Annotated in this window: 20 protein-coding genes; 5 read left to right on the top strand and 15 right to left on the bottom strand. The window is 57.7% G+C overall.

Features of this window, described 5'->3' with window-relative positions:
• Positions 1-57 precede the first annotated feature (57 nt).
• The 7 genes from ABRP64_RS08280 to uvrA all read right to left on the bottom strand — a co-directional run bounded on the left by ABRP64_RS08280 (position 58) and on the right by uvrA (position 6,757).
• A complete protein-coding gene (locus ABRP64_RS08280) occupies positions 58-864 on the bottom strand; it encodes a TrmH family RNA methyltransferase (protein ID WP_284850232.1) in 807 nt (268 codons plus the stop codon).
• Between the two features lie 95 nt (positions 865-959).
• Positions 960-1,370, bottom strand: coding sequence for a TM2 domain-containing protein (locus ABRP64_RS08285; RefSeq protein WP_284850233.1), 411 nt, complete (start codon positions 1,368-1,370; stop codon positions 960-962).
• Between the two features lie 164 nt (positions 1,371-1,534).
• Positions 1,535-1,918 (bottom strand): 50S ribosomal protein L20, encoded by a 384-nt coding sequence (gene rplT / locus ABRP64_RS08290; protein WP_023017886.1) that lies wholly within the window; start codon positions 1,916-1,918, stop codon positions 1,535-1,537.
• A gap of 56 nt (positions 1,919-1,974) precedes the next feature.
• A complete protein-coding gene (rpmI, locus tag ABRP64_RS08295) occupies positions 1,975-2,169 on the bottom strand; it encodes a 50S ribosomal protein L35 (protein ID WP_239269865.1) in 195 nt (64 codons plus the stop codon).
• 35 nt (positions 2,170-2,204) lie between these two features.
• Positions 2,205-2,726, bottom strand: coding sequence for a translation initiation factor IF-3 (gene infC, locus ABRP64_RS08300; protein ID WP_081443661.1), 522 nt, complete (start codon positions 2,724-2,726; stop codon positions 2,205-2,207).
• A 270-nt stretch (positions 2,727-2,996) separates the two neighbouring features.
• Complete coding sequence (locus tag ABRP64_RS08305; protein ID WP_349866095.1) at positions 2,997-3,833, bottom strand: serine hydrolase; 837 nt, start codon at positions 3,831-3,833, stop codon at positions 2,997-2,999.
• A gap of 83 nt (positions 3,834-3,916) precedes the next feature.
• Positions 3,917-6,757 (bottom strand): excinuclease ABC subunit UvrA, encoded by a 2,841-nt coding sequence (gene uvrA / locus ABRP64_RS08310; RefSeq protein ID WP_349866097.1) that lies wholly within the window; start codon positions 6,755-6,757, stop codon positions 3,917-3,919.
• A 64-nt stretch (positions 6,758-6,821) separates the two neighbouring features.
• Between uvrA and ABRP64_RS08315 the strand changes: the two genes are divergently transcribed.
• From ABRP64_RS08315 to ABRP64_RS08325, 3 genes are all read left to right on the top strand, one after another.
• Positions 6,822-7,424 (top strand): MBL fold metallo-hydrolase, encoded by a 603-nt coding sequence (locus tag ABRP64_RS08315; protein ID WP_349866099.1) that lies wholly within the window; start codon positions 6,822-6,824, stop codon positions 7,422-7,424.
• Between the two features lie 77 nt (positions 7,425-7,501).
• Positions 7,502-8,518, top strand: coding sequence for a DoxX family protein (locus ABRP64_RS08320; RefSeq protein WP_349866100.1), 1,017 nt, complete (start codon positions 7,502-7,504; stop codon positions 8,516-8,518).
• Between the two features lie 98 nt (positions 8,519-8,616).
• A complete protein-coding gene (locus tag ABRP64_RS08325) occupies positions 8,617-10,920 on the top strand; it encodes a HelD family protein (protein ID WP_502880523.1) in 2,304 nt (767 codons plus the stop codon).
• 73 nt (positions 10,921-10,993) lie between these two features.
• Here ABRP64_RS08325 and ABRP64_RS08330 read toward each other — a convergent pair whose 3' ends face one another.
• From ABRP64_RS08330 to rpsA, 7 genes are all read right to left on the bottom strand, one after another.
• Positions 10,994-11,434: a universal stress protein gene (locus ABRP64_RS08330; RefSeq protein ID WP_023026529.1), complete on the bottom strand. Its 441-nt coding sequence runs from the start codon at positions 11,432-11,434 to the stop codon at positions 10,994-10,996.
• Positions 11,435-11,517: 83 nt separating this feature from the next.
• Positions 11,518-11,970: a universal stress protein gene (locus ABRP64_RS08335; protein ID WP_023026527.1), complete on the bottom strand. Its 453-nt coding sequence runs from the start codon at positions 11,968-11,970 to the stop codon at positions 11,518-11,520.
• 151 nt (positions 11,971-12,121) lie between these two features.
• Complete coding sequence (uvrB, locus tag ABRP64_RS08340) at positions 12,122-14,215, bottom strand: excinuclease ABC subunit UvrB (RefSeq protein ID WP_284782998.1); 2,094 nt, start codon at positions 14,213-14,215, stop codon at positions 12,122-12,124.
• Positions 14,216-14,254: 39 nt separating this feature from the next.
• Complete coding sequence (locus tag ABRP64_RS08345; protein WP_284851540.1) at positions 14,255-14,617, bottom strand: DUF4259 domain-containing protein; 363 nt, start codon at positions 14,615-14,617, stop codon at positions 14,255-14,257.
• Between the two features lie 75 nt (positions 14,618-14,692).
• Entirely contained in the window at positions 14,693-15,295 is a 603-nt protein-coding gene (coaE, locus tag ABRP64_RS08350) for a dephospho-CoA kinase (RefSeq protein WP_284851541.1), read from the bottom strand.
• 73 nt (positions 15,296-15,368) lie between these two features.
• Positions 15,369-17,417 carry a glucose PTS transporter subunit IIA gene (locus ABRP64_RS08355; RefSeq protein WP_349866105.1) on the bottom strand — a complete coding sequence of 683 codons (2,049 nt, stop codon included), beginning with the start codon at positions 17,415-17,417 and terminating at the stop codon, positions 15,369-15,371.
• Between the two features lie 314 nt (positions 17,418-17,731).
• Positions 17,732-19,195, bottom strand: coding sequence for a 30S ribosomal protein S1 (gene rpsA / locus ABRP64_RS08360; protein WP_005280312.1), 1,464 nt, complete (start codon positions 19,193-19,195; stop codon positions 17,732-17,734).
• A gap of 249 nt (positions 19,196-19,444) precedes the next feature.
• Between rpsA and ABRP64_RS08365 the strand changes: the two genes are divergently transcribed.
• Positions 19,445-20,176: a class I SAM-dependent methyltransferase gene (locus tag ABRP64_RS08365; RefSeq protein ID WP_349866107.1), complete on the top strand. Its 732-nt coding sequence runs from the start codon at positions 19,445-19,447 to the stop codon at positions 20,174-20,176.
• Positions 20,177-20,186: 10 nt separating this feature from the next.
• Positions 20,187-20,654 carry an RDD family protein gene (locus ABRP64_RS08370; RefSeq protein WP_349866109.1) on the top strand — a complete coding sequence of 156 codons (468 nt, stop codon included), beginning with the start codon at positions 20,187-20,189 and terminating at the stop codon, positions 20,652-20,654.
• On the opposite strand, the gene ABRP64_RS08375 is transcribed toward ABRP64_RS08370, so the two are convergent.
• Entirely contained in the window at positions 20,618-20,989 is a 372-nt protein-coding gene (locus tag ABRP64_RS08375; RefSeq protein WP_349866111.1) for a hypothetical protein, read from the bottom strand. The genes ABRP64_RS08370 and ABRP64_RS08375 overlap by 37 nt on opposite strands.
• Between the last annotated feature and the right edge of the window lie 30 nt (positions 20,990-21,019).

The following is a 21,019-nucleotide window of genomic DNA, read 5'->3' on the forward strand; positions in this document are numbered from 1 at the left end:
CGGACAGCCCCAGGGACCCCTTTTTCATTCTCTACCGCGACCAAGCGCGCATGCGGCCTAGTCGTGGTCCTGTGCCTTGGCGGACTCGTACAAACAAATGCTGGCCGCAGTGGCAAGGTTGAGTGACTCCGCGCGCCCCCGCAGCGGGATACGTACCCGCATATCGGCCTCTTCAAGCAGCTCGCCCAGTCCGTGGGCTTCATTGCCAAAGAGCCAGGCGGTGGGTTGGGTGAGGTCGGCATCGGCAAGCTCTACTTCCCCATCCGCGGCCGTGGCGACAATTTGCATGCCAGACCGGCGCAGCTGCCCCAGTACGTCTTTGATATTTGGATCGCGCGCGACCGGGACGTGGAATAGGGAGCCGGCCGAAGCGCGGGCGACCTTGCTACCTAAGGGATCCACGGTCTCGCCAGCGAAAATGACGCCATCAGCGCCCATCGCATCCGAAGTCCTAATCAACGTCCCCGCGTTCCCGGGCTCCGAGGTAAGCACCGGCACCGAAATCAAATTCGGTTTACCATTGAGAATCTTTCCTGCGGACCACAAGACCGAGGAACTGCACAGGGCAAAAATTCCCGTAGTTGTCGCGGTATCGGCCAGGTGCTTTGCGGCCTTATCTGTAATGGGGTGGACGTAGACATCCATATACCCACAGGCCGTGACGATGTCCGCGAAGCGTTCCGCGGCCTTTTCCGTCACGAATACATCCGTGGCCGCACCCGTAGACACCGCAGCGTCCACGGCATTTTCGCCCTCAATAATGAACTGCTTCGCCTTCTTGCGGTTAGCAGCGCGGTGCAATTTCGCCGCGTTAACAATGCGCGGAGTGCGTTCGGTAAAGGCGGAGTCAAAGTCTAAATTCATAGGCTCTACCCTACCTTGGCCCCATTACGGCACGTTTCGCACCTTAGACATGACAAAGCCCCGCCAGAAATCCGGCAGGGCCTTGGCGCAATCGATTATTTCTGAAGGGGAACTCCGCGCGCGTCCTTGTCATAATCACCCGCACCAAGAAGAATCATGAAGAACTCAACGAGTACCCAGATTCCCAGCACGGCCCAGAAGAGGATGCCCAACAGGAACCAGAAGGTAAACCAGCCGATGATATTGAGCGATAACTGCACAATGGCATAGGTGGTGCGGCCGGTGTAGAAGTTATGCGCACCGACGCTGCCCAAGAAGAAGCACAGGAGCAAGGTAGCAACCCAAGACTTCTGGTTACCTGCAGCTACATATTGTTGCTGCGGATAGCCCTGCGGCGCATAACCACCGGATTGGAAATCCTGGGAGTAATACGGCTGATTCTGGCCAGGGAATTGGTTGGAACCAGAGTTTCCTTCTGGTTGCTCACGGTTATACGGGCTCGTCATAGCTTGGCGGTCTCCTTGCGAATACTGGTTTTATAGACTCATTAATCTAGCACACAGCGTGCACGACTTTGGCGAGCATCAGGCGTTGAGATAGCACGAAACCCACCCCACGCCGGGGATTAACCGGTGATGGAGTGGGCAAGCAGCTATGTAGCTGAGAAGGCTTACGCAGCCTTCGGTGCGTTGACGTCCTCAGGCAGGGCAGCCTTGGCGGTCTCGCACAGTGCGGAGAAAGCCTCGAAGTCGTTGACGGCGAGCTCGGCGAGGATCTTGCGGTCTACCTCGATCTCAGCCAAGCGCAGGCCGTGGATGAGGCGGTTGTAGGTGATGTCGTTCATGCGGGCAGCAGCGTTGATGCGCTGGATCCACAGCTTTCGGAACTCAGACTTACGCGCACGACGGTCGCGGTAAGCGTAAGTCATAGAGTGCAGCCACTGTTCCTTGGCCTTACGGTACAGGCGGGAACGCTGGCCACGGTAGCCCTTGGCGGACTTCAGGATCGCGCGACGCTTCTTCTTTGCGTTAACTGAGCGCTTTACTCGTGCCACAGTAATACTTCCTTAAATTCTGATTGAGATGATGGATGTGGGTTGATTGGGCGCTTTTAGGCGCGACCGAGCAGGCGCTTGACGCGCTTGGTGTCTGGCTGGGAGACGGACTCGGTGCCCTTGAGGCGACGGGTGCGCTTGGAAGGCTTGCCCTCCAGCAAGTGGCGGCGGTTTGCCTGCTCGCGGCGCAGCTTGCCGGAACCGGTCACCTTGATGCGCTTTGCGGTGCCCTTGTGGGTCTTCTGCTTCATGAGTATAAGTCCTTAAATCCTACGTGGAATATGGTTTACTTTTTGCCCTTACGAACCGGACCCAAAACCATGGTCATATTGCGACCATCCTGCTTGGGGCGGGACTCAACTACGCCAACCTCAGCGACGTCATCGGCCAACCGCTCCAAAAGCCGGAAACCCAGCTCCGGTCGCGATTGCTCGCGGCCGCGGAACATGATGGTCACCTTGACCTTGGATCCCTTTTCCAGGAAGCGAACTACGTTACTCTTCTTGGTCTCATAATCGTGATCGTCGATCTTCGGACGGAACTTCTGTTCCTTCACCACGGTCTGCTGCTGGTTCTTACGAGATTCGCGAGCCTTTTGGGCCTGCTCATACTTGAACTTGCCGTAGTCCATGATTTTGGCAACTGGGGGCTTAGCCTTAGGAGCTACCTCGACCAAATCCAGGTCAGCTTCATAGGCAAGCTTGCGGGCATCATCGGTGCGGACGATACCCACCTGTTCACCACCGGGGCCGACAAGACGGACCTCGGGTACTCGGATACGCTCATTAATGCGAGCTTCAGCGCTGATTGTGGTTCTCCTCGATTAGGGTTTTGGGTAATGAGTTCACCTACCGTGGACCACAAACGAATCTAACCCGGTCTGCCAAAGACAGCCGGGAGATCTCACAGAGCCAGACGCGGACGTCTGGTTACCTTTACCGTTATCCAACGAACTTTAAGTCCGCGGCATCGGGTGGGAGAATCTCCGCTTGTGACCCAGGTTCCTGCAAAAGGTACCTTGGGCGGTAGTGGATCTGACACTAGCAGCCCGCTACCACTTAAAGCAAACCGCAGAATACTAGGCATCCTCGCAGGTGGAATCGGGCTCTAGTTTCCCATCCTCAATGGCTTTGTCGATGACCTTGAGGACGTCATCGGCAAGATCATCGATCGCGGCGGAGCCACTTTCATAATCCTCGCCTTCGACGATGACGCTTAGGGCTACTCCTACCCTTTTGCCGTCCTTTTCATGCACGCCGAATTGGCGGAATGTGTAGTCATCGCTATTTTCATCGAGCCCCCAGCCGCTCTTTGCCCGGGTGCTTGCATGTTTGGATAGGCCAACGCTTTGCCATTCCACAATGTCATTTAATACCTCATGGACGTATTCGGCTTCCTTGATGCAGGGCAATTGCGCGCCGAAATTCGCCTGCTCCTGCAATGGCCAGGTGGAGTAGCCAAAAGCGTCAGCTTCAATGGAGGCCTTCGAGTCGTGCTCACGCAAGAGCTTTTCCACCGCCTCCGAGGCCACGCCTTCTTCCCACTGCACCTGCGACCACAATGCGTACGCGGCATCATTATCGGATTCTTTGATGGCCAGATCCACCAAGGACGGATCGGCGCCGTCTTGCAGCGCCGTAATGGCAATGGGCACTTTGATGGTGGACCAAGCCGGTCCATCGCCTGTGTCTCCCGCAGAAATTTTTTCTTCGCCGGCGGAGATAGCCACTCCGACATGGGCGTCATAGTCCTTGGACAACGACTCAACGGCGCGCCCCAGATCTTTGGTGAGCGCCGCATCGGCTTTAGCGCTCACGCTTGCCGATGCCCCTTCCCCCGCCGTATCCGCCGCCTGCTCGGGGGACGAGCACGCCGCCACGGCAGCAAGCGATACCGTCGCGAGTATCGCTCCCATTCTCCGCCGTAGATTCATTCCTCACAGACTAGCCCATGTTTTAGAAAGGGGACAATTTTTCGCAGAAACTATCTCCTTAGTTTTTAGGGCAACATTTCCTTGAGGTAGCCGCCAGTATAGGAACCTTCTACCTGTGCGACTTTTTCCGGAGTACCCTGCGCGACCACGGTGCCGCCACCGGCACCACCTTCTGGGCCCATATCCACAATCCAGTCTGCAGCCTTGATGACATCGAGGTTGTGCTCAATGATAAGCACGGAATTACCCTTATCTACCAAGCCTTGAATCACCAGCATTAACCGGCGAATATCCTCAAAGTGCAGACCGGTTGTCGGCTCATCCAGGATATAGATGGTGCGGCCATTGGTGCGCTTTTGTAGCTCCGAGGCAAGCTTCACGCGCTGGGCCTCACCGCCGGACAACGTGGTGGCGGCTTGGCCGAGGCGGACGTAGCCCAAGCCGACATCGACAAGCGTGGCCAAGTAGCGGTGGATGGACGTAATGGGCTCAAAGAAGTCCGCTGCCTCTGAGATGGGCATATCCAGCACTTCCGCGATGCTTTTGCCCTTGTAGTGGACCTCCAGGGTTTCGCGGTTATAGCGCGCGCCCTCGCAGACCTCACACGGGATATAGACATCCGGCAGGAAGTTCATCTCGATCTTGATGGTGCCATCGCCCTGGCAGGCCTCGCAGCGTCCACCTTTGACGTTGAAGGAAAATCGCCCGGCCTTGTAGCCGCGCACCTTTGCCTCTTGGGTCTCCGCAAAAAGATTGCGAATCTTATCAAAGACGCCGGTATAGGTAGCCGGGTTGGAACGCGGTGTACGGCCAATCGGGCTTTGATCCACCTGCACCAACTTATCTAGGTGCTCGATGCCCTCCACACGCTTGGCACGCCCAGGAACCTGTCGGGCGCGGTTGAGGTTATTAGCCAAGGTCTTTGCCAAGATCTCATTGACCACGGTGGATTTGCCGGATCCGGACACACCGGTAATGCACACCAGCACGCCGAGCGGAATCTCGACATTAATTCCCTTGAGGTTATTTTCCCGTGCGCCGACTACCTTCAGGGTGCGGTCTTTATCAATCTCGCGGCGGTGATCAGGAACAGCCAGCACCTTGGAACCGGACAGGTACTGCCCCGTTAAGGACTCCTCTACCTTCTCCACGCCGGCGGGCTCGCCTTGGTAAACCACTTCTCCGCCGTATTCACCGGCGCGCGGGCCCACATCCACCAGCCAATCGGACGAGCGGATGGTGTCTTCATCGTGTTCGACCACGATGAGCGTATTGCCAATATCGCGCAGGCGCTGCAGAGTTGAGATCAAGCGGTGATTATCGCGCTGGTGCAAACCAATGGACGGCTCGTCCAAGACGTACAAAACGCCTGCCAGCCCGGAACCAATCTGCGTGGCTAGGCGAATGCGCTGGGCCTCGCCGCCGGACAGGGTCGAAGCACCGCGGTCCAGGGTGAGGTAATTAAGCCCCACGTCCAATAAGAAACGCAAGCGGGCCTGGGTTTCCTTCAGCACCGCTCCCGCGATAATTTCCTCACGGTGCCCCAAGACGAGCGAATCCAAAAACTCTGAGGCATCCTCGATAGACAGGGCGCTTAGCCCCGCGATGGACTGCTCACCATGCGAGGTCGACGCCAAGCGCACGGCGAGGATTTCCGGCTTCAGGCGCGTTCCCTTACACGTGCTACACGGCACCCGGCGGGTGTATTGCAGCAGGCGATCCTTTTGGGACTGCGAATCCGTGGTATCCAATTTGCGGTGTAGGAAGCCTACTGCGCCCTCAAAGGGCGCGGTCCAATTGCGCTGGCGGCCATAACGGTTCTTATATCGCACTCGCACTTCGGTTTCGGTACCGTAAATCAACGCATCGCGCTGCTCCGCCGTCAGCTCGCTGACCGGGGTCTGTGGATCAAAGCCCATGGCTTTGCCCAAACCTTCCACGAGTTTCACGAAGTACCGGGAGTTCGGGCTGGAATGCCACGGCTGCACGGCATCGACGGCAGGGGCGTCCGGATCCGGAATGAGCAGGTCTACATCCACTTCGAGCTTGGTGCCCAAGCCATCACAAACCGGACAGGAGCCAAAGGGCGCGTTAAAGGAAAACGCACGCGGCTCGTACTCCTCGATGGTCAGCGCATGGCCATTGGGGCAGGCCGCCTTTTCAGAATAGGTATGCGTGAGTTCCTCTTTATCAACGAACTCGATGGTGACGAGGCCATCGGCAAGCCGCAAAGCCGTTTCCACGGAATCGGTCAAGCGCTGCTTCTGGGAGGCTTTGACCTGCAACCGGTCCACTACCACCTCAATGGTGTGCTTAACCTGCTTCTTCAGCTTCGGCGGATCGCTTAATTGGTGGGTCTCACCATCCACACGCACGCGGGAGTAGCCCTGCGCCGAAAGATCTTGGAAAAGGTCAACAAACTCGCCCTTGCGCTTGCGCGCTACCGGGGCGAGCACCTGGAACTTCAGCTTTTCTTCCTGCTCCAGTACTGCATCAACGATCTGCTGCGGCGTCTGGCGCTCGATAACGGCATCGCACTTGGGGCAGTGCGGAGTGCCAGCGCGTGAGAAGAGCAGGCGGAGGTAATCGTAAATTTCCGTAATCGTGCCCACGGTAGAGCGCGGGTTGTGGTTCGTGGATTTCTGATCGATGGACACCGCCGGCGATAAGCCACCGATGTATTCCACGTTGGGTTTATCCATCTGGCCCAAAAACATCCGGGCATAAGAGCTCAACGATTCCACGTAGCGGCGTTGGCCCTCCGCGAAGATGGTATCGAAGGCCAGCGAGGACTTACCGGAGCCCGAAAGCCCAGTAAAAACCACCATTTTATCGCGCGGAATATCGATATCCACGCCCTTGAGATTGTGTTCCCGTGCGCCTCGCACAATCAATCGTTCTGCCACTGCGCTCCAGCCTCCAGATCCTAGATTTTAATCTCCCCTTGAATGTACCCGTAAGCTGGAACGTATGACTAACGAGCTACATCTTCATCAAATCTCCGTTTCGGAGATGGACAATAACTGCTACCTGCTCACCGCCGGCGATCAAGGCTTGCTTGTCGATGCCGCCGATAACGCCCCCGCCATCCTCGACATGGCGCGCGAGGCAGGCGTTGACATCACCGCCGTTCTCACCACGCACCGCCACTGGGATCACGTGCGGGCTCTCGGCGAGGTTTTGGAGGCCACCAACGCAAAACACTACGCCTCCTTTATTGATTCGCCCGCCATTCCGGAAGACGTGGACGTTGAGCTGCGCGAGGGCGATTCCATCGACTTTGCCGGCATGAAATTGCCGATCATCATCCTGCGCGGCCATACCCCCGGCGGTGTGGCGCTAGTGGCCACCGTTAACGGTGTCACGAACCTCTTTGTGGGAGATTCCGTATTCCCCGGTGGCTTGGGTCGAACGACCTCTGAAGGCGACTTTGTGCGGCTATATAAGGACGTCACCAAGCGCCTCTTCGAGGAGTTCCCAGATAACGCCATCATCCGCCCGGGGCATGGCAAGCCCACCACCTTGGGGGAAGAACGCCCCAAGTTGGGTGATTGGTGGGAGCGCCGTTGGTGATCTAGGCGGCTATTTCAGCGTATAATGGTCAATCACACGATTGGTCTAGAACAACGAGCTAAGGAGCTTAAAGGACTATGATTCGCAAGTTTGCCCACCCCATGCTGGCATCGGTATTTGTATGGGAAGGTGTAGACGACCTGCGCAATGCCTCGGAGCACACCAAGGAAACCGAAGGCTTCCTCAAGACCCTGCGCAAGTTCGTCCCCTCCGGTTACAAGAACCTGATTCCCAATGATCCGGAACTAGCTACCCGCGCCCTCGGCGGCGCAAAGATCGGTGCAGGTACCACCTTGGCTCTGGGCAAGGCACCACGCACCTCCGCAGCCGTGCTGGCTGCCGCTACCCTGCCCAACTTGGTGGGCAAGAATAACTTCTGGGCCGCAGATAATAAGAAGGACAAGGAAGACCGTCGCAACGGCTTCATTACCAACACCGCCCTGCTCGGCGCACTCTTTATCACCACCCAGGACACCGAGGGCAAGCCATCCCTGCGCTGGCGCGCGCAGAAGGCCGGTGAGCGCACGAATAAGAAGATTCAGCAGGCGCTGCCCACCAAGTCTGAGTCCCAGGAAAAGCGCGAGGAGCTTTCCGCTCGCGCCAACGAGCTGTCCAACAAGGCCGGCGACTGGTTCAATGAAACCTCTCAGAAGGCGCAGGCCTATGTGGATGACAACAAGGATGACTGGCAGTCCACCGGTCGCGGCCTTCTCGATACCGCAAAGTCCTATGTCGATGACGCCAAGGACTACGTCGATGACAACAAGGAAGACTGGCAGGATTCCGGCCGCGACTTCTTGGACAACGCGAAGTCCTTCATCGAGGACTCCGTAGATAGCGCCAAGTCCTACGTTGATGACAACAAGAAGGACTGGCTGAAGTCCGCTGAGTCCAACGCTAAGACCGCCCGCAAGGGTGCCGTCAAGGCCGCGAACAAGGCACAGAAGCGCGCCGATGATGCTGCATCGAAGCTCGACAAGGCAGACTCCAAGCGCGCTGCTAAGAAGGCTTCCAAGCAGGCAGATAAGCTGCAAAAGAAGGCTAATAAGAAGATCGAAGCCGCTATCAAGAAGATTGAAAAGCGCGCTAAGTAATTCGCCTTATCCCTCGCACACGGCCCAGCCCTTACGCTGGGCCGTTGTTCTTTGTCACGGCAAGGTCTAAACTCGAACCTCCCCTACACGGCACGCGGATGCGTGTCCACCCCATATTTTCGTGTTTCATTCTGAGGAGTCTTGTGAACTCTGCACCGAAGAATTCTCCAGCCACTCATTCTCCCGCTAACGCATCTTCATCCCGCCGCGCGGATAACGCTGGAATTTCCGGCATCGAAGCCGAGCAGAACTATGTCGATGGCCTTTTTGACCGCCTCGATGATGAGGTGGCCGCGGCTAATGCACGCTTGAACGAAGTCCAGGCCGAGGTCGACCCTGCAACCCCCGATGCCGATGCCCTAGTGCGCCGCGAGACGGAATACCACGGCCTCCAGGCCAAGTTGGATCGCCTGAACGTGGCGCAAATGGGGCTCGTTTTTGGCCGTATCGATATCGATGCTCCCGGCGATAACCCAACTGATGAGGGACTGGACCGCCGCTATATCGGCCGCATGGGTTTGGATGCGCGCGAAGAAAACTATCGCACCCTCCTGCTGGATTGGCGCGCGCCCATGGCTCGCCCCTTCTACCTCGCCACCACGGCCCAGCCAGAGGGTGTGCACACGCGCCGCCAGATCCGCATGACCGGGCGCACGGTCACTGATGTCAATGACGAGGCCTTAGATGGCCCAGGTGTGCGCGAGGAAGAAGCAGGCGTGGCAAGCGAATCCGCCCTGTACTTTGCCATGCAACGCGCCCGCACGGGACACATGACATCCATCGTGGAAACCATTCAGCGCGAGCAGGACGAAATCATCCGGGATAATACCCGCGGCGTGATGGTGGTAGAAGGCGGTCCCGGCACCGGCAAGACTGCCGTCGCGCTGCACCGCGTTGCCTACCTGCTCTATACCCACCGCGAACTGCTATCTTCCACCGGTGTACTCATCGTTGGACCCAATACTAATTTTTTGGACTATATTTCCCGCGTCCTGCCAGAACTCGGTGAAACCGGCGTCGTGCTCTCCACCATCGGTGGGCTATTCCCCGGCATTACACCCACCCATACCGAGGGTCTTGTGGGCCGCGAAATTAAAGGCAGCGAGGCCATGGCGGAAATCCTGAGCGCTGCAGTCAAGGATTATCAGCAGGTGCCGAATGAGGCTCGGGACATCACCGTGGATGGCCTGACCCTGACCATCACGCCGTCCATGGTGAAGAGGGCGCGCACCCGCGCCCGCCGCTCACGCAAGCCGCATAACCAGGCGCGCGAGGCGTTCATCGAGCACTTCGTAGAGGACCTGGCCCAGGAGATGGCCACCAAGGTGGGCACGGATCCCCTGGGCGGGGAAAACCTCCTAAGCCGCGCGGATGTGGACCAATTCCACGACGATCTTGCCATTGATGAGTCCGTGGTCAGCTGCATCGATGATTTTTGGCCCCAGCTTGATCCCTCTGAGGTCCTCGCCGCATTATTGTCGTCCCGCGAGCTCATTGCCTCGGCTGCCCGTGGCTACGATGAGGAGACCCAAGCCGCCTTGTACCGCGCAGATGGCTACGGTTGGACCGATTCCGATGCTGCCCTATTGGATGAGTTGGCCGTCCTCATCGGGCTGCCCAGTCCTGAGGAGAAGAAGACGGCCAAAGACGCCGAGTGGCGCGAGCAGATCGCGGATGCAGAAGATGCGTTGGATATCCTGTCATCTTCTGAATCCACCGATAACGACGATGACATGTTTGAGGCGGAAATTCTCTCGGCGCACGACGTGATCGACGCGGAAACCCTAGCGCAGCGCCAGGAGGTGCGGGATACGCGCACCACCGCGCAGCGTGCCCGGGAGGATCACACGTGGGCCTTTGGCCACATCATCGTGGACGAAGCGCAGGAACTTACCCCGATGGAATGGCGGATGCTCTTCCGCCGCTGCCCGTCGCGGTGGATGACGCTGGTGGGCGATACCTCGCAGACCGGTTCCCCGGCCGGCGTGGATGACTGGGGCGAGACCTTGGAGCCGTTCATCGCCCAGCGCTTCCGCCACCACCTCCTTACCGTCAACTACCGCACACCTGAGTCCATTACCGAGCTTGCGAATGGCCTATTGGCCTCCATTAATCCGGATGCCACCCCTGCCATTGCTATTCGCGATGGCGGGCCGGTGCGTCGGCTTGACGATGCCGACTTCAGCCCCGGCGTCACCACCGAGGACGATGGGCGCCTGACCGCAATCATTGACGCCACGAACGCCGAATCCGTCAAGGGCCTCGAGTTCGACCACGTAATCGTGCTTAACCCGCGCGAGATTGTTGATGCTTCCCCGCAGGGGCTGCAGAATTTATACGTCTGCATCACTCGGGCCACGCAGACGCTGACCCTGGTAGGAGATACTGGGGATGTGATTTAGCCAGTTAGGATCACAAAACCCACCGCGCGACTCCAGAAAAGGACTCGCTGCGGTGGGTAAGGCGAAGCCTAGATTAGTTGACGGTGTGAACGATCATGACGTCACAGTCGGACTGGCGCGCCACATCTGCCGGCACCGAGCCAAGCAAACGGCCGGTCAGGGAATTAATACCGCGGTTACCAACGATGAGCAGGTCTGCATCATTGTCGTTGACAATGGACATGAGGGCTTGTACCGGCGTGCCAGGGCGGACTGCGGTTTCCACCTTGGAAACCCCGTGCTTTTCCGCTTCTTCCCTACCCGCCTGCAGGTTAGCTTCAGCCTTCTCATCACCGAGAATAGTGACGGAATCCTGGCGCAAGGTCTTCGAGGCCTGCTCTTGATTCTCGTAGTAAGCACAACCGACGATCAGCGTGGCATCGAATGCAGCGGCAATCTTGGCTGCTCGCTCCACGGCGAGGAGGGAGGACTTGGAACCGTCAGTACCGACAACAATCGTGCTGTAGTCGCTCATGATGACCTTTCTTTGTGGGTGTGTACCCTATCTATTCTAGTGTGCCAACTTGGCGTTACTGCAAGTGTAACAATGAAAAATGATTAACGTTTTTCACTCGTGTTGACCACCACGACATCCACCTTGGATTTATGGGTAAGTTCAGTAGGCACTGAACCGAAAACGCGTCCGCGCACGGAATTGACGCCGCGATTGCCCACGACCAAGAGCTCAACGTCGTATTTCTCCGTAACCTCAATTAAGGCGTTGACAGGGTCACCGGGGGTGGTGACCACCTCAATATTTTCCGCGCCTTCGGACTCTGCAATCCGCTGCGCATTCGTGAGGTAAGTATTCGCCATTTCCTCGCTGACCACCGGTAGCCGGGATCCTTCCCCGCTGGGGGCACCGAGCATGGAGCCTGAATGATTATAGGCTGCGGAGACGATGATGAGCTTGGCGTCATATGCCCGTGCCATTGATGCCGCCGAACGCACTGCGCGCAGGGAAGTTTCGGAGCCATCGGTACCGACGGCGATGGTGTGATACGTAAGCATGATTCTCCTTGCTGGTGAATAACTAGGTCGGCACATTGAACCGGCTTATTAAGTCGCCCCCAGTATAGTCAGGACGCTGAATCAATAAGCCCAAGGTTGCAGGAGTGCGCACTTTTAGGGGGAAAGCGTTATTGGGCCCCTGCGCGTGCTGCTAGATTCCAGCGTCTTTCAGGCCGCGCAATTCCTTCTTCAAATCCGCAATCTCATCGCGCAGCCGCCCGGCCAGTTCGAATTTCAGCTCGCGCGCGGCAGCGCCCATCTGTGCCTGCAGGTCATTAATGAGAGCCTCAACCTCATCGGTAGCCATGCTGGAGACATCGCGCTTTTCCACCACCGCCGAAGGATCCGACTCGGCTACCTCTTCCCCATTGTTTTCGTAGACCTGATCCAAAATATCGGCGATCTTCTTGCGCAAAGGCTGCGGATCCACGCCGTGTTCCTTGTTATAGGCAATCTGCTTCTCGCGGCGGCGCTCAGTTTCATCGATGGCTTCCTGCATCGAGTCTGTGATTTTATCCGCATACATGATGACCTCGCCCGATACGTTACGCGCAGCGCGGCCAATGGTCTGGATGAGCGACGTCGTCGAGCGCAAGAAGCCCTCCTTATCCGCATCGAGGATGGCCACGAGCGAGACCTCGGGCAAGTCCAAGCCCTCGCGCAATAGGTTAATGCCCACGAGCACGTCGAATTCACCCTGGCGCAATTGACGCAGGAGTTCCACGCGCTGCAGCGTATCGATATCCGAGTGCAGGTAGCGGACCTTAATCCCCTGCTCCAAGAGATAATCCGTCAGGTCTTCTGCCATGCGCTTGGTCAAGGTGGTAACCAATACGCGCTCCTGAGAGGCAATGCGACCACGGACCTCATCAATGAGGTCGTCGATCTGGCCCTTGGTGGGCTTCACCGTCACCTTAGGATCAACCAGACCGGTCGGGCGAATGACCTGCTCGACAAACTCGCCGCCGGAGGAGGTCATTTCGAAATCACCCGGCGTAGCAGACATGTAGACGGTCTGGCCGACGCGCTCCTCAAACTCGTCGAAGGTCAGTGGCCGGTTGTCCACCGCGGAGGGAAGGCGGAAGCCGAATTCCACCAGGTTTCGCTTGCGCGACATATCGCCTTCGTACATGCCACCAATCTGCGGCACGGTCACGTGGGACTCATCGATGATGGTAAGAAAGTCCTCCGGGAAATAGTCCAAGAGCGTTGCTGGCGCAGACCCTGCCGGGCGGCCATCCACGTGGCGGGAGTAGTTCTCAATGCCGGAACAAAATCCCACTTGCTCGATCATCTCTAGGTCATATTCCGTGCGCATGCGCAGCCGCTGCGCTTCCAGGAGTTTGCCCCGGTTTTCTAGATCTTCTAGGCGCTCAGCCAATTCTTCCTTGATATCGGCCACGGCCTTTTCCATGCGTTCTGGGCCGGCCACATAGTGCGTGGCGGGGAAAATGCGCACTTCATCGACCTGCTCGATAACATCACCTGTCACCGGGTGGATATAGTACAGCGAGTCAATATCATCACCGAAGAACTCAATGCGCACCGCGCGCTCTTCATACGCCGGAATGATATCGACCGTGTCGCCCTTAACGCGGAAGGTACCGCGGGTAAAGCCCACATCGTTGCGCTCATATTGGATATCTACTAACAGCCTTAAGAAACGGTCCCTATCGAGCTCCTCGTCGACGGCGATAATCACCGAGCGATCCAAATAGGATTGCGGAGTGCCCAGGCCGTAGATACACGAGACCGAGGAGACCACCACGACATCGCGCCGCGAGAGCAGCCCAGAGGTGGCCGAGTGGCGCAGGCGCTCGACGTCCTCATTGATGGAGGAGTCTTTTTCGATATAGGTATCGGTCTGCGCGATATAGGCTTCTGGCTGATAGTAATCGTAATAGGAGACGAAGTATTCCACCGCGTTATTGGGCAATAATTGGCGCAGCTCATTGGCCAGCTGTGCGGCCAAGGTCTTATTGGGCGCCATGACGAGCGTGGGTCGCTGCTGCTTTTCAATCAGCCACGCGGCCGTCGCGGATTTACCAGTACCGGTTGCGCCCATGAGCACAACGTCGCGCTCATCGCGGTTGAGGCGCTCATTAAGTTCCTCGATAGCCGCAGGCTGGTCACCTGCGGGTTCATAATCAGAAACGACCTGAAACTTGCCGGGGGTACGTTCTACCTCGCCGACGACGCGGTGTTCAGAATTTGGAATAAGGGGATGTTCAGCAGCAAAAGCCATGCCCGCTATTCTACTGCTTGGACGCTCCTGCTAGCCATTTCACGGCAGCGCGGCCTGAGCGGTGTGCAGCCACTGGTCGAGCTCCCCTGTCGGTTCCCAGAGCGCGTAGACCGACGAGGAATCAGAGCACATCGCTTGATTGATGCGCCGGCGCAGCCACGCCTTAGATTGCGGCGTGTACAGGGACGCTAGATCCGTCGAGGCTACGCCGTCTGGCAGGCCATCGGCAGGCAGCTTCGTCAGCGCCCCTAACGCGATGACCGCTTCGGCTTCATCGGAATCGAGCACTCCAGTGCCGCACGAGCGCTGAAAGTGCCGGAGATCAAAAGAACCATCCCGCAGGCTATCGAGTACGTCTCGCGCCGCGTGATTATCGAATGGTCCAGTGCCCCAAGTTCCCACGCTCAAATAGTGTAGGGGCCAAAAGTAAACGTTAATAGGAAAATGCGTTAACGCTACTTACCAAAAAGGTTAAGGTTAAGAAGACGCCGCTTCGATCTCATCGCAGACCTCAGCCGCGCGCTCTGCCAATTGTTCCTGCGTGCCGTTATTGTCAATGACATGGCTTGCTGCTGCAAGGCGCTTGTCATCAGAAATCTGGGCGTTAATCCTTTTGCGCGCGTCTGCCTCATCGAGTCCGCGGAACTCCACGAGGCGACGCACCCTCTCTTCTGGATCCACGTCAACGACGATGACAAAATCCATATCCCCGTCAAGCCCATTATCAACCAGCAACGGCATGTCATAGACCGTAAAATCAACGCCTTCTTCGCGCGCGGCGGCGAATCGCCGCTGGGTCTCTTCTTGGATGCGCGGGTGGGTAATCGAATTGAGAAGCTCGGTGTGCTCCTTGTCCACGAACGCGCGGCGGGCAAGTTCCTTGCGGTCGAGGCTGCCGTCTTCCTGCAGGATGTCCTCGCCGAATTTCTCCGCTAGCTCGGCCAAGGCCGGTTGGCCAGGCTTGACGATGTCCCGGGCAATACAATCTGCATCCACCACCCGCCAGCCGCGCTGGGCGCACAGCTTCGCTACCGTAGATTTCCCGCTGCCGATTCCCCCGGTTAATCCGATTAGCTTCATAAGACACCAGGGTACGCGAAAAGGAGCCCGGCACGACTGCCTGGGCTCCTTGCTGCGGAATTTAAGAGTGCCTTTAGGACTCGAGTTCTTCTTCCGGCTTTGGATGAACCTGCAAGAGTTCATCGCTTGGGGTGACAGCGCCGGTAGCGCCGCTCACGGAACCAAATTTCTTGGCGTTAGTAACAACGACCGGGGTAATCAGGTTGTAGTTCTTGGACTTGATGAAGTCTGCGTCAAAGCTGATGAGCTTATCGCCAGCGGACACGCGCTGCTTCTTTTCCACATGAACATCGAATCCCTCGCCGCCCAGTTCCACGGTATCCAGGCCAACGTGGATGAGCAGCTGTACGCCGCTGTCCAGGTTAAGCCCGATCGCATGGCCGGACTTTTGGACGGTGAGCACGGTGCCATCGGCAGGCGCGTAGACGGTATTGCCAGTTGGCTTCACGGCAGCGCCCGGCCCAAGCTTGGCGCCGGCAAAGATGGGATCCGGCACCTCAGACAGGTCCACGGCCTCGCCCTCCAAAGGAGAGTCCAGCGCGATGGTTGCCTGTTTCGCCTCCTTGGTGGCGATCCCGGTGGCGGAGGCAACCCCCGCAGCCTGTGGATTCTCAGAACCATCGGACTCATCATCGGATCCTCCGATGATGCGGGACTCGGAGCGGCTAGCAACCTCTTCGACACTCTCGTTATTTTCTCGGGCGATGCGTTCAAGATCGGCCTGCTTTTCCTCTGCAGTGCGGTAGCCAAACAGCAGCGTGAGGAAGAAGGAGGTGAAGAATGCCACGGCGATGCCGATGATGTAGCCCAGCTCCGGGGACATGGCTGGAGTGGTCAAGATGGAGGTGAAGACGAAGGCATTAGCGCGGACATCGAAAAGCCCCATCACTGCACCACCCACGGCACAACCTGGCAGCAGGCGGTAGTAGGTGCGGCGGAAGCGGAGCAATATGCCGTAGAGAGACGGCTCCGAAATACCGCCGAGCATGCCGGCTGCAAAGGCACCGACGGAGACCTGGCGCATGGAGTTGTTCTTTTCCCTCATGGAGATGACCATCACGGCGCCGGTGACGCCGAAGCAAGCAAAGTTCCACGCACCCATGGGGCCCTGAATGAAGTCGTAGCCGTAGGTCGTGATGTTTTGAATCATGATCACGTTGAGCGGCCAGTGCAGGCCCATGGGCACCAGGAATGGGTACAGCAGCGGAATGACAATGGCCAAGATGAACGGCGAGAAATCATTAATTTGGAACAGTACCCAAGAGATACCGTTGCCCACGCCGATGCCGAATGGACCGAGCAGGAAGGCCGTTGCCGGAATCATGATGAGCAGGGAGAAGAACGGCACGAAGACCATGTGCACGGCGCTCGGGATGATCTTCTTCAAGCCCTTTTCCACCCAGAACAGGCCGATAGCGGCCAAGATCGGGGGGAATACCTGGGAGCCGTAAGAGTTAATCACCAGCGGCAGGCCGAATACATTCACGGTATCGCCCTGTTCACCCAGGGACATAAACTCCGGTGTCAGAAGCGCGGCAGGAATGGCTGCCGAGACCCACATATTCGCACCCAGCTTCTGCGCGGCGGTGGCACCCACCATCACCGGCAAGAAGTAGAAGACCGATTGGAACATCGCGTGGGCCAAGCGGAAGCCCTCAGGCTGCTCCTCCATCGGCGCGCGGAAGTCTTGAATGCCAACGGTATCTGCCAGTACCAGCAGCGTGATAATGAGGGAGGCGCCAAGCAGCGCCCACAGAATCGGGCGGAAGGTATCAGAGAGGAACTCGAAGCAATAGTCGATCCAGTCGTACTTTCCGCGCACGCCGTCGTAGTTTTTCTTTGATGAGGAGGATTCCTCATCAGCGGGACTTACCCCGGGGTCTTTGATGATTTCGCCGTAGTAGTTAGCCACGCCGCCACCCATGACCACTTGGTAACCATGCGAACCCTGCGTGACGGATCCGAGAACGGCCGTATCACTTTCCAGCTTTTCCTGATCTACTTTCCCCACATCAGCGAGTTGAAAGCGCAGGCGCGTCGCGCAGTGCGTCAGCGATGTGATGTTATCGGCGCCGCCTAGGCTTTCAATGATGTGTGTGGAAGTGTCCTTCACAGATGCCACTTCATACTCCTTGCATAAAGACAAAACAATAGTCAGTACTCAACTGGCTATTACGTCACAATTGGATTATAAGTGAGAGGCAACACAAACAAAAGCCCAATTTAGTGGTCTTAAGTGGGGATAGTTGTCTTTTTTGCAGGCGCCATCGCTTTACCGCAGGTCAAGAACCCGCAAACGAAAAATGACGGGCAATCGTTTACATATACTGTCATAAAACTCACAAAGCCGCGCCCTATCTCCCCTAAAGGAGAAGGACGCGGCTAGTGCAGCTGTGTGGAGTTAGGGACTATCTCACCCTAAACCCCAAAGGCGTCTTAGTTGCCGGCGAGCTTGTCACGCAGTGCAGCGAGCTGCTCGTCAGAAGCCAAGGATCCGCCGGACTCTGCCTGAGTCTCCGATGCCGGAGCTGCATCGGTGGAGTCAGAAGAGTAGTTGGAGGATGCTTCAGCGGACTCTGCAGCCTCTGCGGCCGCAGCGCGGTTGCGCTCGATCTGAGCGGTGTGCAGGTTGAAGCGGCGCTCGGATTCTGCGTAGCGTGCCTCCCAAGCCTGACGCTGCTCGTCGAAGCCTTCCTTCCACTCGTTGGTGTCCGGGTCGAAGCCTTCTGGGAACACGTAGTTGCCCTGCTCGTCGTAAGAGTCAGCCATGCCGTACTTGGACGGATCGAACTCTTCGGAGTAGTCCTCATCAGCCTGCTTGACGGACAAGGAGATACGGCGACGCTCGAGGTCGATGTCGATGACCTTGACCATGACTTCCTGGCCAACGGTGACAACCTGGTCCGGAACCTCGACGTGGCGCTGAGCCAGCTCGGAGATGTGGACCAGACCCTCGATACCTTCCTCGACGCGAACGAACGCACCGAACGGAACGAGCTTGGTGACCTTGCCCGGGACGATCTGGCCCACAGCGTGGGTGCGGGCGAAGACGCGCCATGGGTCTTCCTGGGTTGCCTTCAGGGACAGGGAAACGCGCTCGCGGTCCAGATCAACGTCCAGAACCTCAACGGTTACCTCGTCACCAACGGTGACAACCTCAGATGGGTGGTCGATGTGCTTCCAGGACAGCTCGGACACGTGGACCAGGCCGTCGACGCCGCCAAGATCGACGAAGGCGCCGAAGTTGACGATGGAAGAGACAACGCCCTTGCGGACCTGACCCTTCTGCAGCTGGTGCAGGAACTCGGAACGGACCTCGGACTGGGTCTGCTCCAGGTATGCACGGCGGGACAGGACAACGTTGTTGCGCTGCTTGTCCAGCTCGATGATCTTTGCTTCCAGCTCCTGGCCAATGTAAGGCTCCAGGTCGCGGACGCGACGCATCTCAACGAGGGAAGCAGGCAGGAAGCCGCGCAGGCCGATGTCCAAGATGAGGCCGCCCTTGACAACCTCGATGACGGTACCGGTAACCGGCTCTTCCTTGGCCTGCAGCTCCTCGATGGCGCCCCAAGCACGCTCGTACTGTGCGCGCTTCTTGGACAGGATCAGGCGGCCTTCCTTGTCCTCCTTGGTCAGGACAAGTGCGTCAACCTCATCGCCAACCTCGACAACTTCGTCGGGGTTGACGTCGTGCTTGATGGACAGCTCGCGGGAAGGGATAACGCCTTCGGTCTTGTATCCGATGTCCAGCAGTACCTCGTCGTGGTCAACCTTGACGACGGTACCCCCGACAATGTCACCATCGTTGAAGTACTTGATGGTGGCGTCTACAGCTGCGAGGAAGTCCTCTGCGGTTCCGATATCGTTGATCGCAACCTGAGGGGTAGTAGAAGATGGCATATTGTAAAAATGCTCCGAATAAATGTAGGAAATCGTTCGTGGACAACTGCGTGTCTCTCGAATTAAAAGCCCGTCTACACTGCACAAATACAGGAGATAGAGGCCACATTCGATCCCGCCGCGTGATTGCCCCAAGCTTTCCTACAATAGCCTGCAACAACCCGTGGCATAGACATGCTTGTAAGAGCCTACATCTGTCCAGCTTATACGGCAAATATTGCGCGCCACCCAGAAAGGTAGCCCACCCCAATGACTTCACCCTCTCGCGCCAATCAATCCCACTGGGATGATGATGCGGTCTCTTACCATGCCGAGCACCCCGAGTACCTCTCCTCTTTTTACTGGTGCCCGGAGATGTTGCACGAGGCCGATGCGCAGTTGCTTGGCGATGTCTCCTCTGCCGCCGTCCTCGAAATCGGCTGTGGGTCCGCCGCCTGCACCCAGTGGCTCAGCACCCGCGCCCGCTTTGCCATCGGCTGCGATATTTCCCGCGGCATGCTCGCCCACGCAGCACCTGGTTTGGCGCTCACCCAAGCCGATGCACTGGCACTGCCCTACGCCACCGATTCCTTTGACGTAGCATTTTCTGCGTTCGGCGCATTCCCCTTCCTCGCCGATCTCGATACCGCGCTCGCGGAAGTTGCCCGCGTTGTGCGCCCAGGCGGGCGGTTCGTCTTCTCCGTGACCCACCCAATGCGCTGGATATTCCCCGACGATCCCACCAGCCTTACCGCAGAGATCAGCTACTTCGACCGCGCCTACCTGGAACACGATTCCGCTGGGACGCTCACCTACGCCGAATTTCACCGCACCATCAGCGATTGGTTCCGCGCGCTCCAAGGTCGCGGACCATTCCTCATCGAGGACATCATCGAACCGGAGTGGCCGGAAGGCTTAGACATCACGTGGGGCCAGTGGTCCCCGCAGCGCGGGGAAGTTTTCCCTGGCAGCATGATTTTCATCTGCCGCGCCTACAGCTAACGTGGAGAACATGATTGCCGAAAGACTGGGAATACTCCTGCGCCGCGCCGTGGCATGGTGGATCGACGCGTTTCTCGTGGCCGCCATCGTCACCGTGGTGCGGTGGGTGATTAATGCTCTTGCCGATGCCCCCTTAGCCGGGCGCCCCGAAGAAGTCTACGAGGCGGTCGCCCTCGCCGTGGCCTTTTATATCTACCGCGTGTGGGTGGAAACGAAAAAGTCTACGTCCCTGGGCAAATGGTCGATGCAGCTAGAAATCATCCCGGCCCGCTCGCCGTTTGCCACCGCGTGCCTGCGCAATTCATGGCTGCTGCTCACGCCCCTGACGCTTACCGGCTGGAACGTCGACGGCATTATCCTTGCGATTTTAGGCCTTTCTGTTTTAGCCATCGGCCAAACGCCCTTTGACCTCTTGGCCGGCTGCCTAGTGGAAAAGCGACCTCAGCAAGATTCCACCGCGATGCGCGGCCAGAGGTAGTACACCACGGCAGCAATAGTAATGAGCGCAAATACCCACGAATATGGGAAGGCCACGGCAATGACAGTTACCGCGATCATTACACCGGCCGCCTGTACTCGGTAGCGCCACGGGTTCTCGCCTTCCTTGGCTGCGTTACCAGCAGCAAGAAAGAAGCCAAAGACTATAACCGCATAGAAAATGAAGTAAGATGTATCACTACTTACCGCTTCTTTTAAGCCGCTCTCAGCAATCTGTCCCGCCGGGTATGCGACCATGACTGCCCACATAGCCTCAAAGTAGCGCAAGGCGAAGGGATGAGACTTCCACGTAATACGTTTTCCGAGAAACTCCATGAAATTACTTTAAAACCTTATCCTGCTTCA

Source organism: Corynebacterium sp. KPL4015, from assembly GCF_040225725.1.
Taxonomy (GTDB): domain Bacteria; phylum Actinomycetota; class Actinomycetes; order Mycobacteriales; family Mycobacteriaceae; genus Corynebacterium; species Corynebacterium rhinophilum.